The organism is Sphingomonas sp. PWP1-2 (assembly GCF_049898305.1).
Lineage (GTDB): Bacteria > Pseudomonadota > Alphaproteobacteria > Sphingomonadales > Sphingomonadaceae > Sphingomonas > Sphingomonas glacialis.
The window spans coordinates 46,184-72,243 of record NZ_JAFCXM010000003.1 but is presented as its reverse complement, the minus strand read 5'-3'; the positions used below and the strand labels follow the sequence as shown (position 1 = coordinate 72,243).

The 26,060-nt window shown below is 67.9% G+C and carries 16 protein-coding genes; 6 read left to right on the top strand and 10 right to left on the bottom strand.

Features of this window, described 5'->3' with window-relative positions:
- The first annotated feature begins 8 nt into the window (after positions 1-8).
- Positions 9-4,613, top strand: coding sequence for an NAD-glutamate dehydrogenase (locus tag ACP7C5_RS08800; RefSeq protein ID WP_426263954.1), 4,605 nt, complete (start codon positions 9-11; stop codon positions 4,611-4,613).
- 132 nt (positions 4,614-4,745) lie between these two features.
- On the opposite strand, the gene ACP7C5_RS08795 is transcribed toward ACP7C5_RS08800, so the two are convergent.
- The 8 genes from ACP7C5_RS08795 to ACP7C5_RS08760 form a co-directional block, all read right to left on the bottom strand.
- Positions 4,746-5,864, bottom strand: coding sequence for a PepSY-associated TM helix domain-containing protein (locus ACP7C5_RS08795; protein ID WP_426263953.1), 1,119 nt, complete (start codon positions 5,862-5,864; stop codon positions 4,746-4,748).
- Entirely contained in the window at positions 5,865-6,548 is a 684-nt protein-coding gene (locus tag ACP7C5_RS08790; RefSeq protein ID WP_426263952.1) for a Fe2+-dependent dioxygenase, read from the bottom strand.
- Entirely contained in the window at positions 6,542-7,285 is a 744-nt protein-coding gene (locus ACP7C5_RS08785) for a tetratricopeptide repeat protein (RefSeq protein WP_426263951.1), read from the bottom strand. The genes ACP7C5_RS08790 and ACP7C5_RS08785 overlap by 7 nt, the downstream gene beginning before the upstream one ends.
- Positions 7,285-9,750 carry a TonB-dependent receptor gene (locus ACP7C5_RS08780; protein WP_426263950.1) on the bottom strand — a complete coding sequence of 822 codons (2,466 nt, stop codon included), beginning with the start codon at positions 9,748-9,750 and terminating at the stop codon, positions 7,285-7,287. The genes ACP7C5_RS08785 and ACP7C5_RS08780 overlap by 1 nt, the downstream gene beginning before the upstream one ends.
- 48 nt (positions 9,751-9,798) lie before the next feature.
- Positions 9,799-10,077, bottom strand: a complete 279-nt coding sequence (locus tag ACP7C5_RS08775; protein ID WP_240698991.1) for a ribbon-helix-helix domain-containing protein — start codon at positions 10,075-10,077, stop codon at positions 9,799-9,801.
- Complete coding sequence (locus ACP7C5_RS08770) at positions 10,074-10,904, bottom strand: hypothetical protein (RefSeq protein ID WP_426263949.1); 831 nt, start codon at positions 10,902-10,904, stop codon at positions 10,074-10,076. Before ACP7C5_RS08770 ends, ACP7C5_RS08775 begins: the two co-directional genes overlap by 4 nt.
- Positions 10,905-10,994: 90 nt before the next feature.
- A complete protein-coding gene (cobT, locus tag ACP7C5_RS08765) occupies positions 10,995-12,824 on the bottom strand; it encodes a cobaltochelatase subunit CobT (RefSeq protein WP_426263948.1) in 1,830 nt (609 codons plus the stop codon).
- Between the two features lie 147 nt (positions 12,825-12,971).
- The gene (locus ACP7C5_RS08760) at positions 12,972-13,988 is read right to left on the bottom strand and encodes an SDR family oxidoreductase (protein ID WP_426263947.1); all 1,017 of its coding nucleotides are present in this window, start codon (positions 13,986-13,988) and stop codon (positions 12,972-12,974) included.
- Between the two features lie 119 nt (positions 13,989-14,107).
- On the opposite strand from ACP7C5_RS08760, the gene acs reads away from it, so the two are divergent.
- On the top strand, positions 14,108-16,048 hold the full coding sequence (acs, locus tag ACP7C5_RS08755) for an acetate--CoA ligase (protein WP_426263946.1): 1,941 nt from the start codon (positions 14,108-14,110) through the stop codon (positions 16,046-16,048).
- A gap of 161 nt (positions 16,049-16,209) precedes the next feature.
- Here acs and ACP7C5_RS08750 read toward each other — a convergent pair whose 3' ends face one another.
- The gene (locus ACP7C5_RS08750) at positions 16,210-19,065 is read right to left on the bottom strand and encodes an Rne/Rng family ribonuclease (RefSeq protein ID WP_426263945.1); all 2,856 of its coding nucleotides are present in this window, start codon (positions 19,063-19,065) and stop codon (positions 16,210-16,212) included.
- A 566-nt stretch (positions 19,066-19,631) separates the two neighbouring features.
- Here ACP7C5_RS08750 and ACP7C5_RS08745 point away from each other — a divergent pair.
- The 4 genes from ACP7C5_RS08745 to ACP7C5_RS08730 all read left to right on the top strand — a co-directional run bounded on the left by ACP7C5_RS08745 (position 19,632) and on the right by ACP7C5_RS08730 (position 25,589).
- Positions 19,632-20,846, top strand: coding sequence for an N-acetylmuramoyl-L-alanine amidase (locus tag ACP7C5_RS08745; RefSeq protein ID WP_426264267.1), 1,215 nt, complete (start codon positions 19,632-19,634; stop codon positions 20,844-20,846).
- A 172-nt stretch (positions 20,847-21,018) separates the two neighbouring features.
- Positions 21,019-23,565, top strand: a complete 2,547-nt coding sequence (locus tag ACP7C5_RS08740; protein ID WP_426263944.1) for a penicillin-binding protein 1A — start codon at positions 21,019-21,021, stop codon at positions 23,563-23,565.
- Positions 23,566-23,700: 135 nt separating this feature from the next.
- On the top strand, positions 23,701-24,828 hold the full coding sequence (gene prfB / locus ACP7C5_RS08735; RefSeq protein WP_140850239.1) for a peptide chain release factor 2: 1,128 nt from the start codon (positions 23,701-23,703) through the stop codon (positions 24,826-24,828).
- Entirely contained in the window at positions 24,828-25,589 is a 762-nt protein-coding gene (locus ACP7C5_RS08730) for a class I SAM-dependent methyltransferase (RefSeq protein WP_426263943.1), read from the top strand. The genes prfB and ACP7C5_RS08730 overlap by 1 nt, the downstream gene beginning before the upstream one ends.
- Here the strand turns inward: ACP7C5_RS08730 and ACP7C5_RS08725 are convergent.
- Entirely contained in the window at positions 25,584-26,000 is a 417-nt protein-coding gene (locus tag ACP7C5_RS08725) for a JAB domain-containing protein (protein WP_133186183.1), read from the bottom strand. The two genes, ACP7C5_RS08730 and ACP7C5_RS08725, sit on opposite strands and share 6 nt — an antisense overlap.
- Positions 26,001-26,060 lie beyond the last annotated feature (60 nt).

Below are 26,060 nucleotides of genomic sequence, written 5' to 3'. Positions count from 1 at the left end.
GGGCCCGCATGGCTAAAACCACGCTGAAATCGCTGTCGGACGCGCTTGCTGCCCGACTGACCAAGGGTGCTCTTCCGGGCGAAATACAGGGGTTCGGCAAGACCGAGCGAATCGACGCTGCCGCGTTCGTCGCCGCGACTGCCGAGCGGCGCAGTCCCGGCACCGCCAGGATCGCGCTCGAGCCGCTGCCCGGTACCGACCCGCGCCGCCGGATGCGGCTGGCGATCGTCAATGACGACATGCCCTTCCTCGTCGATTCGATCGCCGCGACGATCGGAGCACACGACATTTCGATCGACCGGATCATCCACCCCGTGCTCGGTGTGATTCGCGACGCCGACGGCCAGTTGGTCGACGTCGACGATTCGGGGCCTGCCGAATCGATGATCTACATCGAGCTCGAACGCGCCGATGCGCGCGAGCGGCGCGATCTGGTGGCCGAGCTCGAGCGCAATCTCGCCGATGTCCGCGCCGCGGTGCAGGACTGGCAGGCGCTGCAGGACGCGATGGCAGCCGACATCGCGACGCTCCCGGCGGGCGAGGGCGCCGAGATGCTCGCTTGGTTGCTCGATCGCAACTTCACCTTGCTCGGCCACGAACTGTGGCGCGGCACGACCGAGACGACGCTCGGCCTCGCGCGCAATCCGCAGCCGGTGCCGATGCTTGCCGAAGCATCGCGCACCCTCGCGATCCAGTGGTTCGAAAAGGGTGGCGAGGCGCCGCTGCTGCTCAAGTCCAATCTCATCTCGAGCGTCCATCGCCATCTCCCGCTCGATCTCGCGGTCGTGCCGGTGCGCGAGAAGAAGAAGATCGTCGGCGTTTCGATCCATGCCGGGCTGTGGACCAGCAGCGCGCTCAACGCCGCGCCGCAGGATGTGCCCGTGCTGCGCAAGCATCTGGCCGCGCTCGAGCAGAAGTTCGGCTTCGATCCCAAGGGGCATACCGGCAAGGCGCTGACGCACGCGCTCGCCGCGCTGCCGCATGATCTCATCACCGCCTTCACCCCCGAAGCGCTCGAAGAGGTCGCGCTCACCGCGATGTCGCTGGCGGACCGCCCGCGGCCGAAATTGGTCCTGGTGCGCAGCGTGCTCGGGCGGCATCTGTTCGCCTTCGTCTGGCTGCCGCGCGACGACCTGACCACCGCGCGGCGCATCGCGATCGGGGACATGCTGGTCGAGGCGGCGCATGGCGGGCTGCTAAACTGGGCGATCGCGATGGACGACGTCACCGCGCTGATCCGCTTCACGATCGACGTGCGCGGCGGCGGGGTGATGCCCGATACGGCGACGCTCGATGCACGGATCGCGCGGATGGTGCGCGGCTGGGTGCCCGCGGTCGAGGCTGCGCTTGCCGATCTGGTCGAGCCGGCGCGCGCCACGCGGCTTGCGTTGCGCCATGCAACCAATTTCCCGGCGGGCTATCGCGCCGCCAACACCGCCGAGGAAGCCGCGCAGGACATCATCCGCCTCGCGCGGCTCGAGAACGCCGAGGATCGTTCGGTGCGGATGTACCGCGACGCACACGGCGCGGCGCGGTTGAAGATCTACCGCCAGGGCGGCGCGCTGGCACTGTCCGACGCGGTCCCGGTGCTCGAGAATTTCGGCTTCCGCGTGATCGAGGAACTGCCGACCGCGCTTGCCGATGACGAGCAGGGCTTCGTCCATGAATTCCTCGTCGAGGCGGCGGGCGTGCGGCTTTCGGCCGATACGACGGTGCTCGAGGATGCGATCCAGGCAGTGCTCGAGGGCAAGGCCGAGAATGACGCGTTCAACCGGCTGATCGTCGATGCCGCGATGGCGCCGGCGTCGGTGCTGCTGTTCCGCGCGTGGTTCCGCTATCTGCGCCAGGCCGGGCTGACCTATGGTCTCGTCACGGTGGTCGATGCGCTGCGGCGTGCGCCGAAGGTCGCCGCGGCGCTGATCGAGCGTTTCGCCGCTGCGCACGATCCAGCGCGCGCGCGCTCGGGCGTCGAGGTCGCCGATGCGGCGATCGACACCGGGCTCGACGCGGTCTCGGCGATCGACGACGACCGCATCCTGCGCAGCTTGCGCAGCGTGATCGCAGCGACGCTGCGCACCAACGCGTTTGCCTCAGCCGGGCAGATTGCGCTCGCGTTCAAGCTCGACAGCCACCTCATCCCCGGCCTCCCCGCCCCCGTGCCGTGGCGCGAGATCTGGGTCTATTCACCGCGCGTCGAGGGCATCCACCTGCGCGCCGGCCCGGTCGCGCGCGGGGGCCTGCGCTGGTCCGACCGGCGCGACGATTTCCGCACCGAGATTCTCGGGCTGATGAAGGCGCAGCGCGTCAAGAACGCCGTGATCGTGCCGACCGGCGCGAAGGGCGGCTTCTATCCCAAGCAGCTCCCGTCGGCGTCGAACCGCGATGCGTGGCTCGCCGAGGGGACCGAGAGCTACCGCGTGTTCATTCGCACGCTGCTGTCGATCACCGACAATATCGTCGAGGGCGCGGTGGTGCATCCCGCCGACGTTGTGATCCATGACGGCGACGATCCCTATTTCGTCGTCGCCGCCGACAAGGGCACCGCGACCTTCTCCGACGTCGCCAACGCGATCGCGCTCGAGCACAATTTCTGGCTCGGAGACGCCTTCGCGAGCGGCGGCTCGGTCGGGTACGACCATAAGGCGATGGGGATCACCGCCAAGGGCGCGTGGGTCAGCGTCCAGCGCCACTTCGCCGAGCGCGGCATCGACGTGCAAACGCAACCGATTCGCGTCGTCGGCTGCGGCGACATGTCGGGCGACGTGTTCGGCAACGGCATGCTGCTCAGCCAGACATTGAAGATCGTCGCGGCGTTCGACCATCGCCACATCTTCCTCGATCCCGACCCCGATCCTGCGAAGAGCTGGGCCGAGCGCGCGCGCATGTTCGCCCTCCCCCGCTCGTCGTGGGCGGATTACGACGCGTCGGTCATCTCGAAGGGCGGCGGCGTGTTCGCGCGCACCGACAAGGTGGTCAAACTGTCGAAGCAGATCCGCGCCGCGCTCGGCATCGAGGCGAGCGAGATCGAGCCCGGTGCGCTGATTTCACTGATCCTCAAGTCCCCGGTCGACCTGATCTGGTTCGGCGGCATCGGCACCTATGTGAAGGCGCGCGCCGAGAACAACATCGCGGTGGGCGATCCGGCGAACGACCGCTTGCGCGTCGATGCCGAGGATCTGCGTGCGACGGCGATCGGCGAGGGTGCGAACCTGGGCGTCACGCAGGCCGCGCGCATCGCCTTTTCGGCGCGTGGTGGACGGATCAACACCGACTTCATCGACAATTCGGCCGGCGTCGATTGCTCGGATAACGAGGTCAACATCAAGATCGCGCTTAACCGCGAGATGATCGAGGGCCGGCTCGGCTACGAGAAGCGCAACACCTTCCTCGCCAGCATGACCGACGACGTCGCGCACATCGTGCTCGAGGACAATCGCCTGCAGACGCTCGCTTTGTCGATCGCCGAGGCTGACGGCGCGCGCGACGTGCCGAGCTATGTCCGGCTGATCGAGATTTTCGAGGCGAGCGGTTCGCTCGACCGCGTGGTCGAAGGGCTGGCGGGCAATGACGATCTGCTGCGCCGCTCGGCCGAAGGGCGCGGGCTGACGCGGCCCGAGCTCGCCGTGCTGCTGGCAACCGCCAAGCTCGCGCTGCAGGCCGCGATCGAGCGGTCGGATCTGGGGGCGGATGCCGAACTGCTGCCCGATCTCCACGCCGCCTTCCCGCCCGCAATGCGCAAGAAGTTCGGCACGGCGATCGACCAGCATCGCCTCCGCGGCGAGATCATCGCGACCAAGCTCGCCAACCGGATCGTCAACCGGATGGGCGTGCTCTATCCCTTCGAGCTCGCCGAGGAAGAGGGCGCGGCGATGAGCGACATCGCGGCGAACTTCGTCGTCGCCGAACGGCTGTTCGACCTGCCCGAATTGTGGCGCGAGATCGAGACTGCCGAGATGCCCGAAGCGGCGCGGATCGCGCTGTTCGACGAGGTCGCGGTGGCGACGCGCTCGCAGATCGCCGATCTGTTGCGCGTCACGCGCGGCGGCAGCCGTCCGGGTGACGTGCTCGCGCGGCTGTCGAAGGGCATTCGCGAACTCGACAAGCAGACCAAGGCGCTGCTGCTCGAGGAAGCGAGTGCGCAGAGCGCGCGGATCGCCGCGACGCTCGAGACCGCAGGCGCGCCGGGCAAATTGGTGCAGAAGGTCGTGCGGCTGTTCGAGCTCGATGGTGCGGTCGGGCTGGCCGATCTCGGCGCGCGGCTCGGGATCGACGAGGCGGTGCTGACGCGCGCCTTCACGCGGCTGGGGCAAGCGCTGGGTCTCGACTGGGCGCAGGCCAATGCCGCGCGGATCGCCTCGAGCGACCCGTGGGAGCGGTTGCTGATCGCAGGGCTGGCGCGCGATTTCCAGCAGCTGCGGCTCGAGTTCCTCGGTCGCGGCGCGAACGGGAACGGGAGCGATCCGCAGGCGCTGGTCGAGGGGTGGCTGGCCGAGAATGCCGGCCGCGTCGCGCAGTTCAAGGCGGTGATCGATCGTGCGCGGCTCGCGCCAGCGCCCAACGCCGCGATGCTCGCGCAGATCGCGGGCCAGGCGCGCGTTCTGCTGGGCCGGTAGCAGCCCTCCACAACCGTCACCCCGGACCTGTTCCGGGGTCCACCGGGATGCGCGACCTGCCTCGGCAGTTCGTGCGGCACCGTGGACCCCGGGACGAGCCCGGGGTGACGTTTCAGAAGTAGGCCAGCCAGATCAGCTTAGGACAACAGCTTCACCCCGCGCGCGCTGCTTCGCCTTGAGCTGCGCGCGCCAGCCGCGCGACCGCCACCACATGATGATCCCGGTCACCGCGAGGATCGCGGGAAGCAGCCCGCCGAGGAAGATCACGATCTGCCAGACGAGCCCCATCCGGGTGCCGTCGTGGATCCGCCGCATCGTCCGCGCGAGTGGTTCGCGTGGCTCGGGCACGACCTTGGCGGCACCATCGGCGTCGGCGACCGTCACGCCGCGGGCATCGTGCGCGATGCCGAGCGTCCACGCCGGCTTTTGATCGGTCGGCCAATCGACCTTGGTGATGGCACCCGGCGACACGGCGTTGCCGCGCGCGATGACCGCGTCGAGCGCGAGCTTGGGCATGGCAAGCGGCATCGGCCGCTGGCCACCCGCGCGCGCACCGGGCTTGCCGCCCGCCCCACCCTGCGCGCCGCCGAACACTTGCGGGAACGAGATCCAAGCCCCCGTCAGCGACAGCACGAACAGCGGCAGCGCGATCCAGAAGCCGAACAGGTGATGCAGATTTGTATCGGTGTTGCGATGCCGCCGCCAGCGCAGGCCCCTGACCCAGCTCCCGACGGTCGGCCACCACAGCCACAACCCCGACACGCACGACAGCAGCATCGCCACCCCGACCCAGCCGACCACTTGCCGCCCGACGCCGGGAATCAGCAGCGATCCGTGGATCATGTGGAAGGTGCGGATCAGCCCGCCGCCGCTACCCGCGCTGTCGAGCACATGCGCGGTCGCCGGATCGATCCAGACGGTCTTGCGCGGCGGCGGTCCTGCGGTACGCTTGGCGGTTGGCGCCGTGCTCGCCACCACGATGACGGGCTCACCCGGCGCGGATGGGAGCGCAAGCGAGGCGATTCGGTCGCCCGGCGCGAGCAGGCCGCGCGCCGCTGCGACATAGCGCTGCATCGGCTGCAGCCCGTCGCCGCTCGTCGCGTAGCGCTGCGGGTTGAGCGCATGGTCGAGCGCGTCGTCCCACACCAGCGCGGCGCCGGTCACCGACAGCGGGATGATCGCCACTGCCAGGATCAAACCGATCCATTTGTGCACCTGGAACCAGGCGTTGCGCATTCCGATCTTGCTCACTCAAACCTCCGCCCAGCGGCGCAACAAATTGTGATAGACGCCGGTCAGCCGGACGATCTCGGCATCCCCCTGCCCGACACGCGCGCCGAGCGACTGGATCGCGGTGTCGAGCTCGAACAGCATCGCGCGCGCTTCGGTGTCGCGCACCATCGACTGGATCCAGAAGAACGAGGCGACGCGCACGCCGCGCGTCACCGGTGCGACATGGTGCAGGCTCGACGCCGGGTAGAGCACCATCTGACCGGCGGGCAGCTTGACGCTTTGCTCGCCGAACTGCGTCTGCACGACGAGCTCGCCGCCGTCATAGCTGTCGGGATCGGCGAGAAAGAGCGTCGCCGACAGGTCGCTGCGGATGCGGAAGTCGCTGCCGCGCCGGATGCGGATCGCGCTGTCGACATGCGCGCCGAAGCCGTCGCCAGTCGCGTAGCGGTTGAACAGCGGCGGAAACACCTTGAGCGGAAGCGCCGCCGCCACGAACAGTGGCGAGGCGGCGAGCGCATCGAGCACGATCGCCCCACCAGCGCGCGCAGCCTGCGAATCCTCGGGCAGTTGCGCATTGTGCTTGGCGAGCGCGGACTGGTGCCCCGACGTGGCGTTGCCGTCGATCCAGTCGCTCGCATCGATCATCGCGCGGAGCGTGGCGACCTGCGCTGCGTCGAGCAGATCCGGGATGACCGTCAGCAAGCGGCCCCCCGGATCGCCTGGACCCCGCGCACGCGGAAGGCACCGATGTCGGAGGCCGCAAGCCACGCCGCGGCTTTCTCGACGAACGCCGGCGTCGCGCTCGCGCCGGCGCGCTTGAGCCAGCCGATCGCATCTTCGATCCGCCCCGCCGCGCCGAGCATCCGCGCATGGTTGAAGCACCCGCGAAAATCGCCGCCCTGCGCCGCGCGGGCATAGCACAACGCCGCCGCACGCATGTCGCGTGCAACGACCCAGCCGTCTTCATGGAAGCTGCCGACAAAGTTGATCGCCTTGGCCCCTGCCAAATTTCTACCGAGCGCCGCTGCCTTGCGGAACCACGCGAGCGCCGCCGGTCGGTCCTCGGCCACGCCGTCGCCGAGCGCGAGCAGGGTCGCGTAATTGTACATCCCCCAGTCGAGCCCACGCTCGGCCGCGATGCGGTAACAGTCCGCCGCGCGGCGTTTGTCGGGCGGCGTGCCCCAGCCGAGATCGTAGCACCGCCCGACCATGTTGATCGCCATCAGGTGATGCTGCGCTGCCGCGCGCGTGAACCAGCCGAGCGCGGCGCGCGGATCCGTGGCGACATCGATCCCGTCGAGCAGCATCTGTCCGAACACCGCCTGCGCCTCGGCCTCGCCTGCTTTGGCACACGCGCGGATGAACGCCGCGCGTTCCGCTGGTGGTGCGGCAAGCCGCGCGGCGATCTCGTCGCGCGACAGCGCCGTGACATCCTCCATCAGAACTTCGCCGTGAGCGTGCCGAACACGGTGCGTCCGGGGGCGATCAACGCATAATGGTTGGTATAGGTCTGGTTGAAATAGACCTTGTCGGTCAGGTTCTGCGCGTTGACCGAGAGCTGGAGGTTCGGCGTCAGCTGATAGCTCGCGCGCGCATCGAAGCGCCAATAGGCGGGGACGCCGCGCGCGAACTGGACCGTCGCGGGGGCGACCGTCACCACGCCCGCCGCGGTCTGCGTCGCGCTGCGATTGTCGGCATAGCCGCCATAGATGCGGCTCGAGTAGATCGCGCTGCCGCCGAGCTGGAAGCGCTTGGTGACTTCGTAATTGGTCGTCGCGGTGAAGCTGTGTTTCGCGATCTGCGGCACTTGCCGACCGGTATTGGCCGAGGCGACATAGACCGTGGTCGCCGGCGCAGCGCCATTCGCCGCCACGGCAAGCGCGCTCTGACCGCCATCGACCACCTTGGCATCGAGATAGGTGTAACCGCCGAACACGGTCCACCCCGGCAGCACCGCGCCCGATGCGGTGAGCTCGAGCCCGCGGATCCGCGTGCGGCCGATAAAGGCGACGCTGCCGCCATCGGCGGTGACGCGCGCGTTCTGGATGTCGGTCTGGAATACGGCTGCTGCGAGCGCGAGCTTTTCGTGGAACACGCTCGCCTTCGCGCCGAGCTCGTACGACTTGGTCTTCTGCACCTTGAGCGAGTCGAGCACCGAAAGCGTGGCAACCGTCGTCGGCAGCGCATTGTCCTCGCGACCCTCGCCGAGCAGGCTGTTGGGCGGCGTCGCAGCGGTGGCGTAGCTGGCGTAAAGGCTGGTTTCCTTGGTCGGCTTGAACACGAGCCCGGCCTGCCAGTTGAACAGCTCATCGGTGCGCGACACGCGCAGCGGCACCGCGCCGACCGCGAAGGGCAGCGTCACGGTCGATTTGAAGCGATCGAAGCGCGCACCGACATTGAGGATCAGTTGCGGGAGCAGCGTGATCGAGTCGAAGCCATAGAGCGCGATCGTCTGCGCGTCGTTCTGCGTCTCGGTGTTGCTCGCGCCGCGAACGATCGGCGTCTGCACGCTCGACGTGTCGCTGGTGTAGTTGACGAAGGGGTCGTTGGGGTTGGGGTTGAACAGGCTCGTGCAATAATAGCGGGCGACCGTCGCGGTCGTGCAGCGCGGCGTCAGCGTCGAGCCCGAGGCGACGACATAGGTGCCGCGCCGCGTCTTCTCCCACGCGAGCTCGGTGCCGACCGCGAAGCTGTGCTTGATGCTGCCGGTCTTGAAGCTGCCGCTGAGATCGGTCTGGTTGATTAGCGCCTTGCTATAGCCATAGCGCGTGTTCGCGCGCCGCCAGACATAGCCGCCACTCGTCAGATTGCCGCCGGTGTTGGTCGTTGTCGTGCCAAAGACGTTGCCCGTGCTGTCGTCGGGCAGCAGGAAGATATAGGCCTGCGTGTCATGGTTGAAGCGCGCGGTGTTGCGCAGCGTGATCCCGCCGCCGAAGTCATGCTCGACCCGCAGCGTCGCCTGGTTGGTCGTCGCATCGCGGAAGTCGCGGTTCTTGAGACCGTAGAAGGTGTTGCGCGAGATCGTCCCCGTCTGACCGCCGCGCGTCGTGACGGTGCCGATCGCGGGCGTCGTAAAAACAGTGCCCGCGGGCAGCGCGCAATTGGTCGCCGTGCAAATGTTCAGATAGGGAATACCGCTGTCGGGGAGCTCATGGCTCTCGAGCCGGTAGAAGCCGACCGTCAGCCGCGTCGGCGTGCCGAGCCCGAAGGTGACGCTCGGCGCGATGCCCCAGCGCCGCGCGGAGACCGCGTCGCGCCCGGCGACGTCCTGGTCGTGCCACACGCCCTCGATCCGGAACGCCGCGGTGTCGCTGACGCGCAGGTTCACATCGGCGGTGACGCGCTTGTAATCGGCATTGCCGTACGAGACGCTCGCCGATCCGAAGCTGCTCGCTTGTGGGAGCTTCGAGAGGATGTTGATCGTGCCGCCGGCGCTCCCGCGGCCGCCGAGCGTCGAGTCCGAGCCGCGCACGATCTGCACCGAATCGACCGCGAACACTTCGCGGCTCTGCGAGGCGAGATCGCGCACGCCGTCGACGTAGAGGCTGCCCTGGCTGTCGAACCCGCGGATGAACGGGCGGTCGCCGATCGGGTTGCCGCCCTCGGCCGCGCCGAAGGTGATGCCGGGGACGGTGCGCAGCGCATCGGCGAGGCTGTTCGATCCGGTCTGCGCGATCGTGTCCTTGTTGAGCACGAGGATCGATTTCGGCGTGTCGAGCAGCGGCGCGACTTGCTTGGGGTCGGTGCGGCGCTGGCCCTGGACGACGATGTCGAGCTTGGCGTCGGGATCCATGTCGTTCGCCGCCGCGGGCGGCGCATCCTCGGCGAACGCCGGATGGCTGGCGAACGCGCCGACGCACGAGAGAGCGAGATAGACGGGCTTACGAACGGCAGAAGGTGTCAAAGCGGTTTCCCCTTGTGGAAACACCGCTATTGCGAGTCACTCGCACTGTCAACCTTGTTGCGAATGAGTATCACTAGTGATTGCTTGGAGGTCGGAAAGGATCCAGCTTCGCAGCGCGCTTGCGAGGTTGGGCGGATCCTCGGCGACGATCCGCAACGCATCGATCTGCGCGATGAGCGCGTTGAGCGGCAGCGCGCGCCGCGCCGCAGCGGCTTCGAGGACGTGCCAGAAGACGGGTTCGAGACTGATCGACGTGGCATGCCCCGCGATCGTCACCGAGCGTTTGACGGGGCCGATGAAGCCGGTGGCGGGTGCGGTTACGGTCATCCGCCCTGCTTGTGCATGTAGAAACTCGTCGAGCGATTCTCAGGGCCGTATACGCCGGTCGCGTGGATCGTCCGCTTGTCGGGCATCATCTGCATCGAAAACACGTCGTCGATGGTGCCGCGGACCGACAGATCGGTCTCGACAATCAGGTCGGGCCGCGGTCTGGTGATTTGCGCGCGGACGCCCGAGTTATCGCCGTCGAACTTGACCGGCGGGCCACCGATGATGGCGTCGAAACCGCTTCCGGTGTCGGTCCGCGAACTGAAGCGCTTGCCGTCTAGCTTGAGGATCGTGTCGTTCTTTGAATCGGACGTAACGCTGACGCGCACCCATGTGCCAGACAGCAGATGCGCATCCTTCACCGGTGCCCCGACACGGCGCTGCACCGTTTCACCCGTAACGGCCTGGCCGGTCGGGTTGGTGTAGCTCGCGACGTGCCACGTCAGCGTGTTGCCATCGGGCGAGACGACATAGGCTACCGTATACGCCAGCTTTCCGCGAATCTTGTCGATCTCCTTGACGACATGGTCGCTCTCGATCGTGATCGACTGCTCGTCCACATAGCCATCGCTGGGGATGGGATGGGGTTGGCCGTCGGCTTTCACAGGGGCGTTGTCGTCGCGCTTGAACACCCCTGTCCCCACCCGAAAGACGCTCGGTTTGACATCGCCGGTGATCGACGCGGTGTCGATCCGCCATCGCCCGGTGAAGGCCGCGTCGAGGCTGGTGTCGGGTGCCCCAGCGCCGACCGAAAGGATGGCAAGCGTGATGACGCCCGCGGCTCGGGCGAGCTTGTGGTTGCGATAGCGCTGCCCGGCACGGGTCATCCGAAACTCCCTATGACCGAACGCCTGAGATCCGAGCGGGATCGCGATCGACGTCTGGTAGCCCGGGTGTCCGTGCCAAATCGGGCGGGATCAAGGCGTATCGAACAGTGCCGCCAACTGCTCGATGATCGTCCCGCCCAACTGCTCGGCATCCATGATCGTCACTGCGCGCGCATAATAGCGCGTCACGTCGTGCCCGATCCCGATCGCCGCCAGCTCGACCGGCGATTTCGACTCGATCCAGCCGATCACCTGGCGCAGGTGCCGCTCGAGGTACGACCCCGAATTGACCGACAGCGTCGAATCGTCGACCGGCGCGCCGTCCGAGATGACCATCAGGATCTTGCGCTCCTCGGGCCGCGCGATCAGCCGCGAATGCGCCCAGAGCAGCGCCTCGCCGTCGATATTCTCCTTGAGCAGCCCCTCGCGCATCATCAGCCCGAGCGACGGGCGCGCGCGGCGCCACGGCTCATCGGCCTTCTTGTAGACGATGTGGCGCACGTCGTTGAGCCGCCCCGGCTGCGGCGGGCGCCCCGCGGCGAGCCACGTCTCGCGGCTCTGCCCACCCTTCCAGGCGCGCGTGGTGAAGCCGAGGATCTCGGTCTTGACGCCGCAGCGCTCGAGCGTGCGCGCGAGGATGTCGGCGCTGATCGCCGCGATCGAGATCGGCCGGCCGCGCATCGACCCCGAATTGTCGATCAGCAGCGTGACGACGGTGTCGCGGAAATCGGTCTCGCGCTCGATCTTGTAGCTCAGCGACAGCGTCGGGTTGACGATGATCCGCGCGAGCCGCGCCGCGTCGAGGATGCCCTCCTCCTGGTCGAAGTCCCAGCTGCGATTCTGCTGCGCCATCAGCCGGCGCTGCAGCCGGTTGGCGAGCTTGGTCACCGCGCCCTGGAGATGGACGAGCTGCTGGTCGAGATACGAGCGCAACCGCGCGAGCTCGTCGGCGTCGCACAGGTCGGTCGCCGCAATCACTTCGTCATAGGCGGTTGTCCACGCCTTGTACTCGAACTGCGACGACGGGTCGGACAGCGGGCGGTTGGGGCGGACGGGGAGCATCCCCTCCTCGCCTTCGTCGCCGGGCTCGCCATCCATGTCGTCGAACGAATCGTCGCCCTGCTCGGTGCCCTCGCCCTCTTCGCTATCGGCCTCGCTCTCCGAGCCGCGCGCCTCGATCTCGCCCTGGCCCTGCTCGCCTTCGTCCTCGCCCTCGTCGCCCTGATCGTCCTGCTGGTCTTCGCTGCCCTCTTCCTCCGATCCGCCTTCATCGGCCTCGTCGGGGATCATGTCGCCTTCGATCAGCTCGAGATCCTCAAGCAGCTTGGTGGCGAGACCCGCAAAGGCGCGCTGATCGTCGATCGCAAGGCCAAGCGCATCGAGGTCGCGTCCTGCCTTCTGCTCGATCCAGTCGCGCACCAGATCGAGCCCCGCGACCGTGCCCTCGGGCGGCGCCGCACCCGTCAGCCGCTCGCGCACCATCAGCGCGAGCGCGGTCGACAGCGGGACTTCGTCGCGGTTTCGTGCGCGCGTGATCGGATCGGCGCGCAGCCGCGTCTCGAGCGCACGGTCGAGATTGGCGGTGATCCCGGCATAGCCGCGGCTCCCGAGCGCCTCGACGCGCGCGGTCTCGACCGAGTCGAACACCGCGCGCGCGACCGCGTCGCCGGGTGCACCCTTGGCGTGGAGCGCGGTGTCGTGATGCCGCAGCCGCAGCGCGAAGCCATCGGCGAACCCGCGCGCCTCGGCGACCTGCTCGGGCGGGAGCGTGCGCGCGGGCATCGGCACCTTGATGTGCTTGCCGCTTTGCGCGGGCGCGTCGGCGGTGAAGGCGAGCTCGATCTCGGGCTCGTGCGCGACCGCGCGCGCAGTGCCGCCGAGCACCGCCTTGAAGCGATCGAGCGGGGTATCAGTGGCCACGTTTCGACTCCGGCAATGCGGTACGCGCAGGGGCAGGAAGAGCAGAGCGATACATCATGCGCCCCTGCTATCAGATGAGCGCGGCGCGGAAAGCCGCAAACTTAGCGTCCGCGACGCACAGCGAGGATTTCGCGCCCGCCGCCGCGCTCAAACTCGGACGATCCCGCGATCGAGCAAGCTGTGCGCGGTATCGAGAATCGTCGTGCGCGCATCGCGCGTCTGCCACCCGAGCCGCGCGAGCGCGTGGCCGGCATCGAGCGCACGCGTCCGGCCGAGCTCGCCGGTGACCTGGCGGATCGTCGGATCGAACAGCGCGAGCAAACGTACGACGAAATCGGGGATGCCGTGCTTCGGCACCTTGCGCGCTTGCGGGCCGAGGCCATCGCGCAGGATCGCGCCGACCTCGTTCATCCACAGGAACGGGCCCGCGCCGATGAAGCGTTCGCCGTCGAGCCCCGGCGTCTCGAGCGCAAGCACATGGAGGTCGGCGAGATCGCGCACGTCGACCACCGCGAAGCCGAGCCGCGGCGTCCCCGGCACCGACCCGTCGAGCAGCCGCTGGACGAACTGGATCGAGCTCGAGAAGTCGTCGCTGAGGAGTGGCCCCAGCACCGCCGACGGATTGACCGAGCAGAACTCCATCCCCGTGTCGTGCGCCGCCATCCAGTCGCGCGCGGCGCGCTCGGCGATCGTCTTCGACTTGATATAGGCGCCGACGCCGGGCGCGGTCGGATCGGTCCAGTCGGCTTCGGTGTAGCGCCGCGCATCGCCGCTGTGCCCGTAGGCGATCGCCGCGACCGACGAGGTGAGCACGAAGCGCGAAACCCCCGCCGCCTGCGCGAAGTGCAGCGCGCGCAGCGCACCGTCGCGCGCCGGGACAATCAGGTCGTCGTCGTTCCTCGGCGCGCCCGCCGGAAAGGGCGAGGCGACATGCGCGACATGGCTGCACCCGGCGACCGCCTCGGCCCAACCGGCATCGCTCAGCAGATCGGCGGCGAAAAACGTCAGCGCGTCGGGCGCCACGCCAAGCGTCGCGCGGACCTCGGCCTCGCGCGCGAGCGATCGCACCGTGGTGTTGACGTGCCACCCGCGCGCGACGAGCTGGCGGATCAGAAAGCCGGCAATATAACCGCTGCCACCGGTAACCAGGACCGTCTTCGTCATCGCGCGCTCCACCTCTGCCTGGCGATCAGTTGTAGATCGAAACGTGTTGCACGCAAAGCGACTTGACCTTGCCAAGCCGCCCGCTCCCGTCGCACATGGCGCGCGCAGGAGAGCGCGCAATGGCCGATCAGGATCTCTACCCCGTCCCCCCCGAATGGGCCGCGCATGCGCGCGTCGATGGCGCGGGCTACGATCAGATGTACGGGCGCTCGCTCGCCGATCCCGGCAGCTTCTGGCTCGACCAGGCCAAGCGGCTCGACTGGATCAAGCGCCCCGAGATCGCGGGCGACTGGTCGTTCGACAAGAGCGACTTCCACATCCGCTGGTTCGCCGACGGCAAGCTCAACGTGTCGGCCAATTGCCTCGACAGGCATCTCGCCAAGCGCGGCGGCGAGACCGCGTTGATCTGGGAACCCGACGAACCAAGCGAAGACCCGCGCCGCTTCACCTATGCCGAGCTGCACGCCGAAGTGTGCCGCTTTGCCAACGTGCTGAAAGCGCGGGGCGTGGTGAAGGGCAACCGCGTCACGATCTACATGCCGATGATCCCCGAGGCGGCGTTCGCAGTGCTCGCTTGCGCGCGGATCGGCGCGATCCATTCGGTGGTGTTCGGCGGCTTCTCGCCCGAGGCGCTTGCGGGGCGGATCGAGGATTGCGGGTCGACCATCGTCATCACCGCCGACGAGGGCCGCCGCGGCGGCAAGCGCGTGCCGCTGAAAGCCAATGTCGATGCCGCCGCAGCGAACGCGCCGAGCCTCAGCACCGTCATCGTCGTCAAGGCGACCGGCGGCGCGGTGACGATGCACGACGAGCGCGACGTCTGGTATCACGAGGCGGCCGAGGGTGTCGCCACCATCTGCCCGCCCGAGCCGATGGGTGCCGAGGATCCGCTGTTCATCCTCTATACTTCGGGCAGCACGGGGCAGCCCAAGGGCGTGCTCCACACCAGCGGCGGCTATCTGCTGTGGGCAAGCCTGACGCACGAGCTCGCCTTCGACTATCGTCCCGGCGATGTGTGGTGGTGCGCCGCCGATATCGGCTGGGTGACGGGCCACACCTATATCCTCTACGGCCCGCTCGCCAATGGCGCGACGACGCTGATGTTCGAGGGGCTGCCGACCTGGCCCGACGCGAGCCGGATGTGGCAGATCGTCGACCGCCACAAGGTCACCACGCTTTACACCGCGCCGACTGCGCTCCGCGCGCTGATGAAGGAAGGCGACCGCTTCGTCACCGCGACCGATCGCAGTTCGCTCAAATTGCTCGGCACCGTCGGCGAACCAATCAACCCCGAGGCGTGGCGCTGGTATCACGACGTCGTCGGCGAAGGGCGCTGCCCGATCATCGACACCTGGTGGCAGACCGAGACCGGCGGCGCGATGATTGCCCCGCTGCCCGGCGCCACCGCGCTGAAACCCGGTTCGGCGACCAAGCCGCTGCCGGGAATCGACCCGCAACTGCTCGATCCCGAGGGTGTCGTGCTGAACGGCGCGACCTCGGGCAATCTCGTTATCGCGCGGAGCTGGCCCGGCCAGATGCGCGGCGTGTGGGGCGATAGCGATCGCTTCTTCCAGACCTATTTCACCACCTATCCTGGCAAATACACCACCGGCGACGGCGCGCGGCGCGACGAAGACGGCTATTACTGGATCACCGGGCGCGTCGACGACGTGATCAACGTGTCGGGCCACCGCATGGGGACGGCCGAAGTCGAGAGCGCGCTCGTGCTGCATCCGCATGTCGCCGAGGCGGCGGTCGTCGGGATGCCGCACGAGATCAAGGGCCAGGGCATCTACGCGTACGTGACGCTCAATTCGGGGCAGGATCCATCGGACGATCTGCGCAAGGAGCTGGTCGGCTGGGTGCGCAAGGAAATCGGCCCGATCGCCGCGCCCGACAAGGTGCATTTCGCAGCCGGCCTGCCCAAGACGCGCTCGGGCAAGATCATGCGCCGCATCCTGCGCAAGATCGCCGAGGGCGACGTGTCGAGCCTGGGGGATACGAGCACGCTCGCCGATCCGGCGGTGGTCGACGATCTGGTGGCGAACCGAGTGGTTTGAGCCGGGGGCGGATAGCCTCCCGGGCGTCCGCTCCGGTCGAGCGGGTATCGGCCCCGCCGCTCAAACGTCACCCCGGGCTTGTCCCGGGGTGACGATGGATCAGAAAACCTAGAATGACGCGGTCGCAGTCCCTTCACCTGGAAGGGACTGCGACCCGGTCATCATGCGCCGAACGTGCGCTGCCACCAGCCGCGACGCGGGCTGCCGGCTTCACCCGGATCGGGATCGATCCCGCCGTCGGGACCGACCGCGGCGTCATCAGCCGGTGCGGCGCCGTCGAGGCCATCGGCCAGCACGACCGCCGGTTCTTCGGCTTCGGGCGCTACCGCTTCGGGCGTCACGGTGTCGACCGCCGCTGCCTTGGGCTTGCGCGTGCGCTTGGGCTTAGGCGCCGGCTCCTGCGAAACCGGCACGTCCATCGTCGCGCTGGTCTCATCCGCAGGCGCCGCTTCGGCAGCTACCGGCTCGACCGCCTTCTTGCGACGCGTACGCTTCGGCTTGGCGTCGGCGTCAACCGGCGCTTCAGCCGCGACCTCGGCCGGAGCCTCGACCACGGGGGCAGCCGCAGGCTTGGCCTTGGCGGGCTTGGCCTTGACCTCGGCATCGCGTGCCTTGGGACGGCGGCGACCCTTTTTCGGGGCTTCGGCCTCGGCTTCGGCTTCGACCATCGGCGCTTCGGCAACGGGTGCCTCGGCTTCGACGGCATCGCTCGCTACCGCGTCCTCGGCGTCGGGCGCGCCGGTGTCGCTCGCGACCTGCTCGCCCTCTGCGCGACGTCCGCCGCGACGACCGCGACGTCCGCGACGACGACGCCCACCTTCACCATTGGCGCCTTCGCCAGCAGCACCTTCGCCCGCGGCTTCACCGTCGGCTGCGAATGCCGCCTCGGCACCCTCGTCCTGCTCGGCCGTCTCGAGCTCGGCTTCGGCCTCGACCGAATCCTCGGCGTCGGACAGTTCGCCCTCGCCAAGCGCCTCGCCCTCGGCGGCACCCTCACCCTCGGGACGCGCGCGACCGCGACGCCCGCGACGGCGACGGCGACGGCGCGAACCAGCCTCGTCCTCGCCAGCCGCCGCTTCGCTACGCTCGCGCGGAGCCCGCGGCTCGCGTGGCTCGCGGGCGGCCTTGGGCTGCTCCTCTTCCTCTTCCTCGATCTCGTCTTCGATCTCTTCCTCGACGAAATCGTCTTCGACTTCCTCGATCGGCGCGTCGAACCGCGGCGTGTAGGCCGGCGGCGGACCCGAGACCTCGACCGAGACGCGCGCGCCTTCCTGCTCGCCGTCGGGCGCAATCTCGATCATCACACCGTAGCGCTCCTCGATCTCGGCCAGCTCGCCGCGCTTGCGGTTGAGCAGGTAGAACGCCGCTTCCTGGCTGGCGCGCAGCAACAGCTGCGACCCGCGACCCTGCGCGGCCTCATCCTCGAGCATGCGCAATGCAGCGATGCCCGACGACGACGCGGTGCGAACGAAGCCCGTCCCTTCGCAATGCGGGCACGGCCGGGTCGAGGCTTCGAGCACGCCGGTGCGCAAGCGCTGGCGGCTCATTTCCATCAGCCCGAACGACGAGATGCGACCGATCTGGATGCGCGCACGATCGTTCTTGAGCGCTTCCTTCATCGCCTTCTCGACCTTCCGGACGTTGGACCCGTTGTCCATGTCGATAAAGTCGATGACGACGAGCCCAGCCATGTCGCGCAAGCGCAGCTGGCGGGCGATTTCGGCGGCAGCCTCGAGGTTGGTCGCGGTCGCGGTCTGCTCGATCGAATGCTCGCGCGTCGAACGGCCCGAGTTGATGTCGATCGACACCAGCGCTTCGGTCGGGTTGATGACGAGATAGCCGCCCGACTTGAGCTGCACCACCGGGTGGTACATCGCCGAAAGCTGCTCCTCGACGCCGGCGCGCTGGAACAGCGGCACGGGGTCGCTGTAATGCTTCACCTTGCGCGCATGGCTCGGCATCAGGAGCTTCATGAACTCCCGGGCGTGCTGATAGCCCTCGGTGCCCTCGACGATGACCTCGTCGATCTCCTTGTTGTAGATGTCGCGGATCGCGCGCTTCATCAGGTCGCTGTCGCCATAGACCAACGCAGGCGCCGACGAGGTGAGCGTGGTCTCGCGGATCCCGTCCCACAGCCGGGCGAGATAATCGAAGTCGCGCTTGATCTCCTGGCGCGTGCGCTGGAGGCCGGCGGTGCGCACGATGCAGCCCATCGACGGGGGCAGCTTCATGTCGGCCATGATCGACTTCAGACGCTTGCGATCGCCCGCGTTCGAAATCTTGCGGCTGATCCCGCCGCCATGCGACGTGTTGGGCATCAGCACGCAATAGCGGCCGGCGAGCGACAGATAGGTCGTCAGCGCGGCGCCCTTGTTGCCGCGCTCTTCCTTCACGACCTGGACGAGCAGCACTTGGCGGCGCCGGATGACGTCCTGGATCTTGTAGCGATGGCGCAGCGACGTGCGGCGCTGCTGCAGATCGTCGGCGGCATCGTCCGATGCCGAACGCTTGCGGCGACGGCCACGGCCTTCGCCACCGCGCGCTTCGCCCTCGGCGACGACTTCGGTGTCGGGCTCGTGCCCGCCCCCAAGCTCATCGGCGTCGTCGAAACGCTCGACCGACGTTTCGTCTACGTCCGAATCGCGCTCGAAGCCGTCGTCTTCATGCTCGTCGTCGTGGAGATCGTCCTCGGCGTCCTGCTGGGCGCGCAGTGCAGCTTCTTCAGCGGCATGCTCGGCCTCTTCGCGCAGGAGCGCGTCGCGATCTTCCTTGGGGATCTGGTAATAATCGGGGTGGATCTCGCTGAAGGCGAGGAACCCGTGGCGGTTGCCGCCGTAATCGATGAAGGCTGCCTGCAGCGACGGCTCGACGCGCGTCACCTTGGCAAGATAGATATTCCCTTTGAGCTGCTTGCGCTCGGCACTCTCGAAATCAAACTCTTCGATTCGGTTTCCCTTGACGACAGCAACGCGGGTTTCCTCCCGGTGCCGTGCGTCGATCAGCATACGCGTGGTCATGTAATATTCTCCGGTCGCGCGACACAGGGTCCAAGGGCGCTGAGCGCCGTGGCGCTGGTCGCGCGCGATCAATGAAAGGGCTGGTCCCGGCAAAAAGGTCGCCTGGTTCGCCGCCCTGGGTTGTTACGAAAACTGCCTCTGCTCGCGCTGCACGCTCCGCCTTCCGGCCTGGAGCACCCCGCGCGCTCGCGATTCCGCCGGCGAAAGCCGGGCGGAGCGAGGGACGGGATAAATGCAGCATGCGAACGTCAACCTGGATGGGCCGCGCCAAAGGATTGTGGGGCGGCCAAGTGGCCCTGAACGCTGCCTGAACCAGGCAGAGGACGGGGTACTGTCTATTGCGTAGCATCCCCTGTCGTGCGCAGCAACTGGCAGCTTTTTGCCGGGCACCGGCAAATCTATGCCTACCCCAGCATTAACCGCACCCGGCAAGGCGGTCTTGCGACCTCGCCCTCTACCCAAGCTGCATGACCGCATCCCCCGCTCCCGCCGATTGTCGTGCCTGCACCGGGCAGCCAACGCCTTTTCGCTTTACCGCCCCTGCGATCCGGCTGCATTACAAGACGGTGTCGTTCCTCCTCGCATTGCTGGCCTGCTGGTTTGCCGGTGCTCCCGGCTGGGCGGCGTCGATCGAACGCGTCGAAGTGAAGCACGACCGGATCGTGCTGCGCTTCGACCAGCCGATCGCCGATGCGTCGAGCTTCATCCTTGCGCAGCCGCAGCGCATCGCGCTCGACCTCAAGGGCGCGCGGCCGGGCGGCGCGCTGACGAGTGGCGGCGCGATCTCGGCGATGCGGCTCGCGCCACGCGGTCCCGACGGCGTGCGCATCGTGTTCGATCTCGCGCGGCCGACGCTGATCACCGAAGGCCAGTTCGGCCGCGACGGGCGCGTGCTGACGCTCGAATTGCGTACCGTCGACGACACGACCTTTGCCCGCGCCGCAAGCGAGCGCCGGATGCACTTCCTGCCGCCCTTCACGATGGGGCTGGCGCAGGCGGTCGATACGAGCGGCTACCAGGTCACCGTGCCGATCCCGCCCGCGCGGCGCAGCGCAGGCCTGCCGCGGATCTATGGCGACGACGACAGCCGCCCGCTGGTGGTGATCGATGCCGGGCATGGCGGCGTCGATCCGGGCGCAATCTCGCCGCTCGACGGGCGGCGCGAGAAGGACGTGACGCTCAAGATCGCCAAGGCGATCCGCGATGAATTGCTCCGCTCGGGCCGCGTGCGGGTGGCGCTGACGCGCGACGACGATCGCTTCCTCGTGCTGCAGGAACGCTTCGGCATCGCGCGACGGCTGCGCGGCGACCTGTTCATCTCGATCCATTGCGACAGCGTCGGTTCGGGCAATGCGAGCGGAGCGTCGGTTTACACGCTGTCCGAAGTCGCCTCCGACAAGGAATCGGCCAAGCTCGCGGCGCGCGAGAACAAGGCCGACATCATCTCGGGCGTGAACCTCGCCTCGACGTCGGCCGACATCTCGTCGATCCTGATCGACCTGACGCAGCGCGAGACGATGAACGCCTCGGCGAGCTTCGCGCGGCTGCTCGGCCGCGAGGCGCAGCCGCTGATCCCGGTCAAGGCCAACTTCCACCGCATGGCCTCGCTGATGGTGCTGAAGGCGCCCGACATGCCCTCGATCCTGTTCGAGACGGGCTATATCTCGAACCCGCACGACGCCGACTTCATCGACAGCGCCGAGGGCCGCCACAAGATCGCGCAAAGCATCGAACGCGCGGTCCAGGTCCACTTCGCGCGGCGGATGGCGTCCAGAGACTAACCTCCTCTCCCAACGGGAGCGGGAGGGGCCTGCTCGACGCAGTCGAGTGGGAGGGTGAGGGCAGCGCCCGTCACCATCGCCCGCAATGTCCCGTCGCTTCGCTCCTCCTTCCCCAAGTGGAGAGGGACAAGGCTGGCAAGCCTCGCGAATCTTGCTAGAGCCTCACCCCGATATGGCCGAACCCGAAAACAGCGTGAATTTCCGTATCCGTCGCGAGATCGATGGGTTCGCCGGCGTGGTCCAGCGTGTCTGGGGGCGCTGGTGGGTCAAGACGCTCGCCGCGCTCGGCGTGCTCGGTGTGCTCGCCGCGACGGTGTTCTATTTCGCGTTTGCCGCAGGGCTCCCCTCGGTCGACAAGTTGCGCACTTATGAGCCGCCGTTGCCGACCAATGTGCGCGACGTCGATGGCATGCCAATCCACGCGTATGCGCGCGAGCGCCGCGTCGAGCTGAGCTACGACGAATATCCGACGCTGCTGGTGCGCGCCTTCCTCGCCGCCGAGGACAAGAACTTCTTCGAGCATCACGGCGTCGACTATCTCGGCATTGCGAGTGCGGCGGTCAACAATCTGACCAGCGGCAAGCGCCCCGCCGGCGCCTCGACGATCACGCAGCAAGTCGCCAAGAACCTGCTGATCGGCAACGAGACGAGCTATGCGCGCAAGATCAAGGAGGCGATCCTCGCCTACCGGATCGAGGATACGCTGACCAAGCCGCAGATCCTCGAGCTCTACCTCAACCAGATCGCGCTCGGCCGGAACGCATTCGGCGTCGAGGCGGCAAGCTATGCCTATTTCGGCAAGGATCTGACGCAGCTCGATCTCGCGCAGATGGCGTATCTCGCGATCCTGCCCAAGGGCCCGTCGAACTACGATCCCGTTCGCCACGCCGACCGCGCGCTCGGCCGCCGCGCGTATGTGCTGCGCGAGATGCTCAAGAACGGCTTCATCACCCAGGCGCAGCACGACCAGGCGCGCGCCGAGCCGCTCGGCACCGTGCCGCGCCAGACACCCAAGACCGAGACCGCGGGATCGGGCTATTTCGTCGAGGAAGTGCGCCGCCAGTTGATCGACAAGTTCGGCGAGGACGAGCGCGCCGGGCCGTACAGCGTCTATTCGGGCGGGCTGTGGGTGCGGACCTCGCTCGACGAGAAGATGCAGGAGTACGCGCAGACCGCGTTGCGCCAGGGGCTGCTGCGCTTCGACCAGGGGCGCGGCTGGTCCGGGCCGATCGGGCATGCCGAAATCACCGACGACAGGTGGCAGGGCGCGTTGCTCAACACCAATATCGGGCTCGACTATGATGACTGGCGCGCCGCGATCGTGATCGCGCGTGATGCCAGCGCGGCGCAGCTCGGCTTCTCCGACGGCAGCACCGGAACGCTGCCGCGCTTCGCCGCGCAAATGCCGGTGCGGGGCGGCGGCGGAACCGCATTTGCCAAGATGGTAACCGGCGACATCATCGCGGTCGCGCCCAGCGGGAGCGAATTCGCCTTGCGCTCGGTGCCCAAGATCTCCGGCGCGTTCGTCGTCGAGCAGCCGCAGACCGGCCGCGTGCTCGCGATGCAGGGCGGGTTCGACTTCCGCGTCCAGGCGTTCAACCGCGCGACTCAGGCGATGCGTCAGCCGGGGTCGACGATCAAACCGATCGTCTATGCCGCAGCACTCGAGGGTGGGATGACGCCGGCCTCGATCATCGTCGATGGTCCGTTCTGCGTCTATCAGGGCGCGCGGTTGGGCCAAAAATGCTTCAAGAATTTCGGCGGCGTCGGCGGATCGGGCGCGCATACGATGCGCTGGGGCGTCGAGCAGTCACGCAATTTGATGACGGTGCGCGCCGCCGCCACCACCGGCATGCCGCATGTCGTGTCGCTGATGGACCGCATCGGCGTCGGCAAATACCCGCCCTACCTCTCCTTCGCGCTGGGTGCTGGGGAGACGACGGTGTCGCGGATGGTCAACGCCTATGCGATCCTCGCCAACCAAGGGCGTTCGCACCCCTCGTCGCTGATCGATTTCGTCCAGGATCGCCACGGCAAGGTGGTCTGGCCCGAAAATTGGCATGCGTGCGACCGCTGCAACGCGCCCGACTGGAACGGCCGGCCGATGCCGCGACCGGTCGCGGGCGGCAAGCAGATCGTCGATGCGATGAGCGCGTACCAGATGATCCACATCGCCGAGGGTGTGATCCAGCGCGGCACCGCGACCGTATTGCGCGATCTCGACCGGCCGATCTTCGGCAAGACCGGGACCAACACCGGGCCGACCGACGTGTGGTTCATCGGCGGCACGCCGCAGATGATCGGCGGGCTGTATATCGGCTATGACACGCCGCATTCGCTCGGCGGCGGCGCGCAGGGCGGCACGCTCGCCGCGCCGATCTTCAAGGCGTTCGCGGTGAAAGCCTATGAGGGGATGGACAAGCTCCCGTTCCGCGCGCCCGCCGGGATCCGCATGGTCCGCATCGACCGGCAGAGCGGCAAGCCGGTGTTCGGCGCCTGGCCGAGCGACGACCCCAAGGCATCGGTGATCTGGGAAGCGTTCAAGCCCGAGAGCGAGCCGCGTCGCGTGGTCCATCGCGGTACGATCGTGCCCGATCCCGCTGCCGCAGCCACCGCTGCCGCTGCGGCCTCTGCGGCACGCGCACGCGCGGCGACGCAGGCGCAGAGCGAGGCCCGCAAGGACAGCGACTTCTTGCAAAAGCAGGGTGGCATCTACTAGCGACGGTCGTTGCCCCGGCGCCAATCTCACAGGGGGCCGGGGCCGCCCGGTTGTCGCGGGACAATTGGCGTCTCGCATCCTATATAGCGGCCCCGGCCTTCGCCGGGGCGACGAATTCAAGTCTGGAGTAACCCCATGCGCGCTGAAGCGCAGGCTCATATCGATTCGATCAAGGACGCGCTCGCGCTGCTCCGCCGCTTCCTCGACTGGGACCGCGCGCTGCGCCGACTCGACGAGCTCAACGCGCGCGTCGAGGACCAGGCGCTGTGGAACGATCCGAAGGCCGCGCAGGCCGTGATGCGCGAGCGTCGCCGGCTCGAAGAAGCGATCACCGCGACGCGCGCGATCGAGAGCGAGCTCAACGACACCGCCGAGCTGATCGAGATGGCCGAGGCCGAAGGCGATACCGAGATGGAGGCCGAGGGCGTCTCCGCGCTCGCCGATCTCGCCGCGCGCGCCGACAAGGACAAGGTCAAGGCGCTGCTCGCGGGCGAGGCCGACGGCAACGACACCTATATCGAGGTCAATGCCGGCGCCGGCGGGACCGAGAGTCAGGATTGGGCGGGCATGCTCAGCCGGATGTATTCGCGCTGGGGCGAGCGTCACGGCCTTAAGGTCGAGCTGATCGACCAGCATTCGGGCGAACAGGCCGGGATCAAGTCGGCGACGCTGCTGCTCAAGGGCGAGAACGCCTATGGCTATGCCAAGACCGAAAGCGGCGTCCACCGCCTCGTCCGCATCAGCCCGTACGACAGCGCCGCGCGCCGCCACACCTCGTTCGCGAGCGTGTGGGTCTATCCGGTCGTCGACGACAATATCGAGGTCGAATATAACGAGAGCGACCTGCGCATCGACACCTATCGCGCATCGGGCGCGGGCGGGCAGCACATCAACACGACCGATTCGGCGGTGCGCATCACGCACATCCCGACCGGCATCGTCGTGCAGTGCCAGAACCAGCGCAGCCAGCACAAGAACAAGGCCGAGGCGTATAACCAGCTCCGCGCGCGACTCTACGAACGCGAGCTGGCGATCCGCGAAGCCGCGGCCAATGCCGAGAATGCCGGCAAGACCGACATCGGCTGGGGCCACCAGATCCGCTCCTACGTGCTCCAGCCATATCAGATGGTGAAGGATCTGCGCACCGGCGTGACCTCGTCGAGCCCGTCCGACGTGCTCGACGGCGATCTCGAAGCGTTTATGGCCGCCGCCCTCTCGCAGCGCGTGACCGGGGAGACGGTCGAGGTCGAGGACGTCGAATAATGCGCGCTTCCCTCGTCTCTTCGTCCCCGGCGAGACGGGGGAAGGCCGCCCTGGTAGGCGCGGCGCTTCTTGCCCTCGCCGCGTGCGACGGCGGTTCGGCGACCGTCCCTGATCGCAGCCCGAAGGTCGGCCCCTTCCCAGCCGCCGATCGCCCGGTCGCGGCGATCGTCTCGGCGCGCTGGTCGACCGAAGAGGATCGCGATCGGCTCAATGAAGCGGGCGAAGTGATGGCCAAGGCCGGGATCAAGCCCGGCATGACCGTCGCCGATATCGGCGCGGGCGAGGGCTATTACACGATCCGGCTCGCCAACCGCGTCGGCAAGGAAGGCCGTGTGCTCGCCGAGGACATCGTCGCTGACGTCCGCGATGCGCTCGCGCTGCGGGTGGCGCGCGAACATCTCGAAAGCGTGAGCGTCCGGCTCGGAGCGCCGAACGATCCGCGGCTGCCGGCCGCCAGCTTCGATCGGATCCTGATGGTCCATATGTATCACGAGATCGAGCAGCCCTACGAATTCCTGTGGCGGATGCGCCCGTCGCTCAAGCCCGGTGGCCTCGCGATCGTCGTCGACGCCGATCGCCCGACGCAGAATCACGGCACCCCGCCCGCCTTGCTCAAATGCGAGTTCGCCGCGGTCGGCTATAGCGAAGTCGCGACCTATGACATGCCGTCGGCGGGCGGCTATCTCGCCGCCTTCCGCGCGACGGGCCCGAGCCCAGAGCCGAGCGCGATCAAGGCGTGCCGGCTCCACGCGCGCTCATAGCAGCCCGCGCGCGCGAAAACTGCGATAGCCGTGCGCTGCGATCACGAGATGATCGAACAGCGCCACGTCGATGAACTGCAACGCCTGCGCGATCCGGCGCGTGAGCCTGTAATCGGCGGCGCTCGGCGTCGGATCGCCGCTCGGATGGTTGTGCGCCATCACCACCAGCGCGCAGTCGGACGCGAGCGCATCGGCGACGATCGTGCGAAACGGGATCGTCACCGCATCGACCTGGCGCGGCGGAAGGTGTCGCATCGCGAGAAGCCGCCATTCCGGATCGAAATAGCCGAACGCCGCGACCTCCTGCGCGGCGGTCGCGATCGGCAGGAAGCGCGCGAGGACGGCGTCGGGCAGATCGAGCGCCGCGCAAGCGCCGCGATTCGCGCGCTCCTCGAAAAGCCCCGTCCCCATGCCCCGCTCTGCGCAGCGGCTCAGCACGGCGCCACACAAAGCGTCTCCGAAACGGCAACG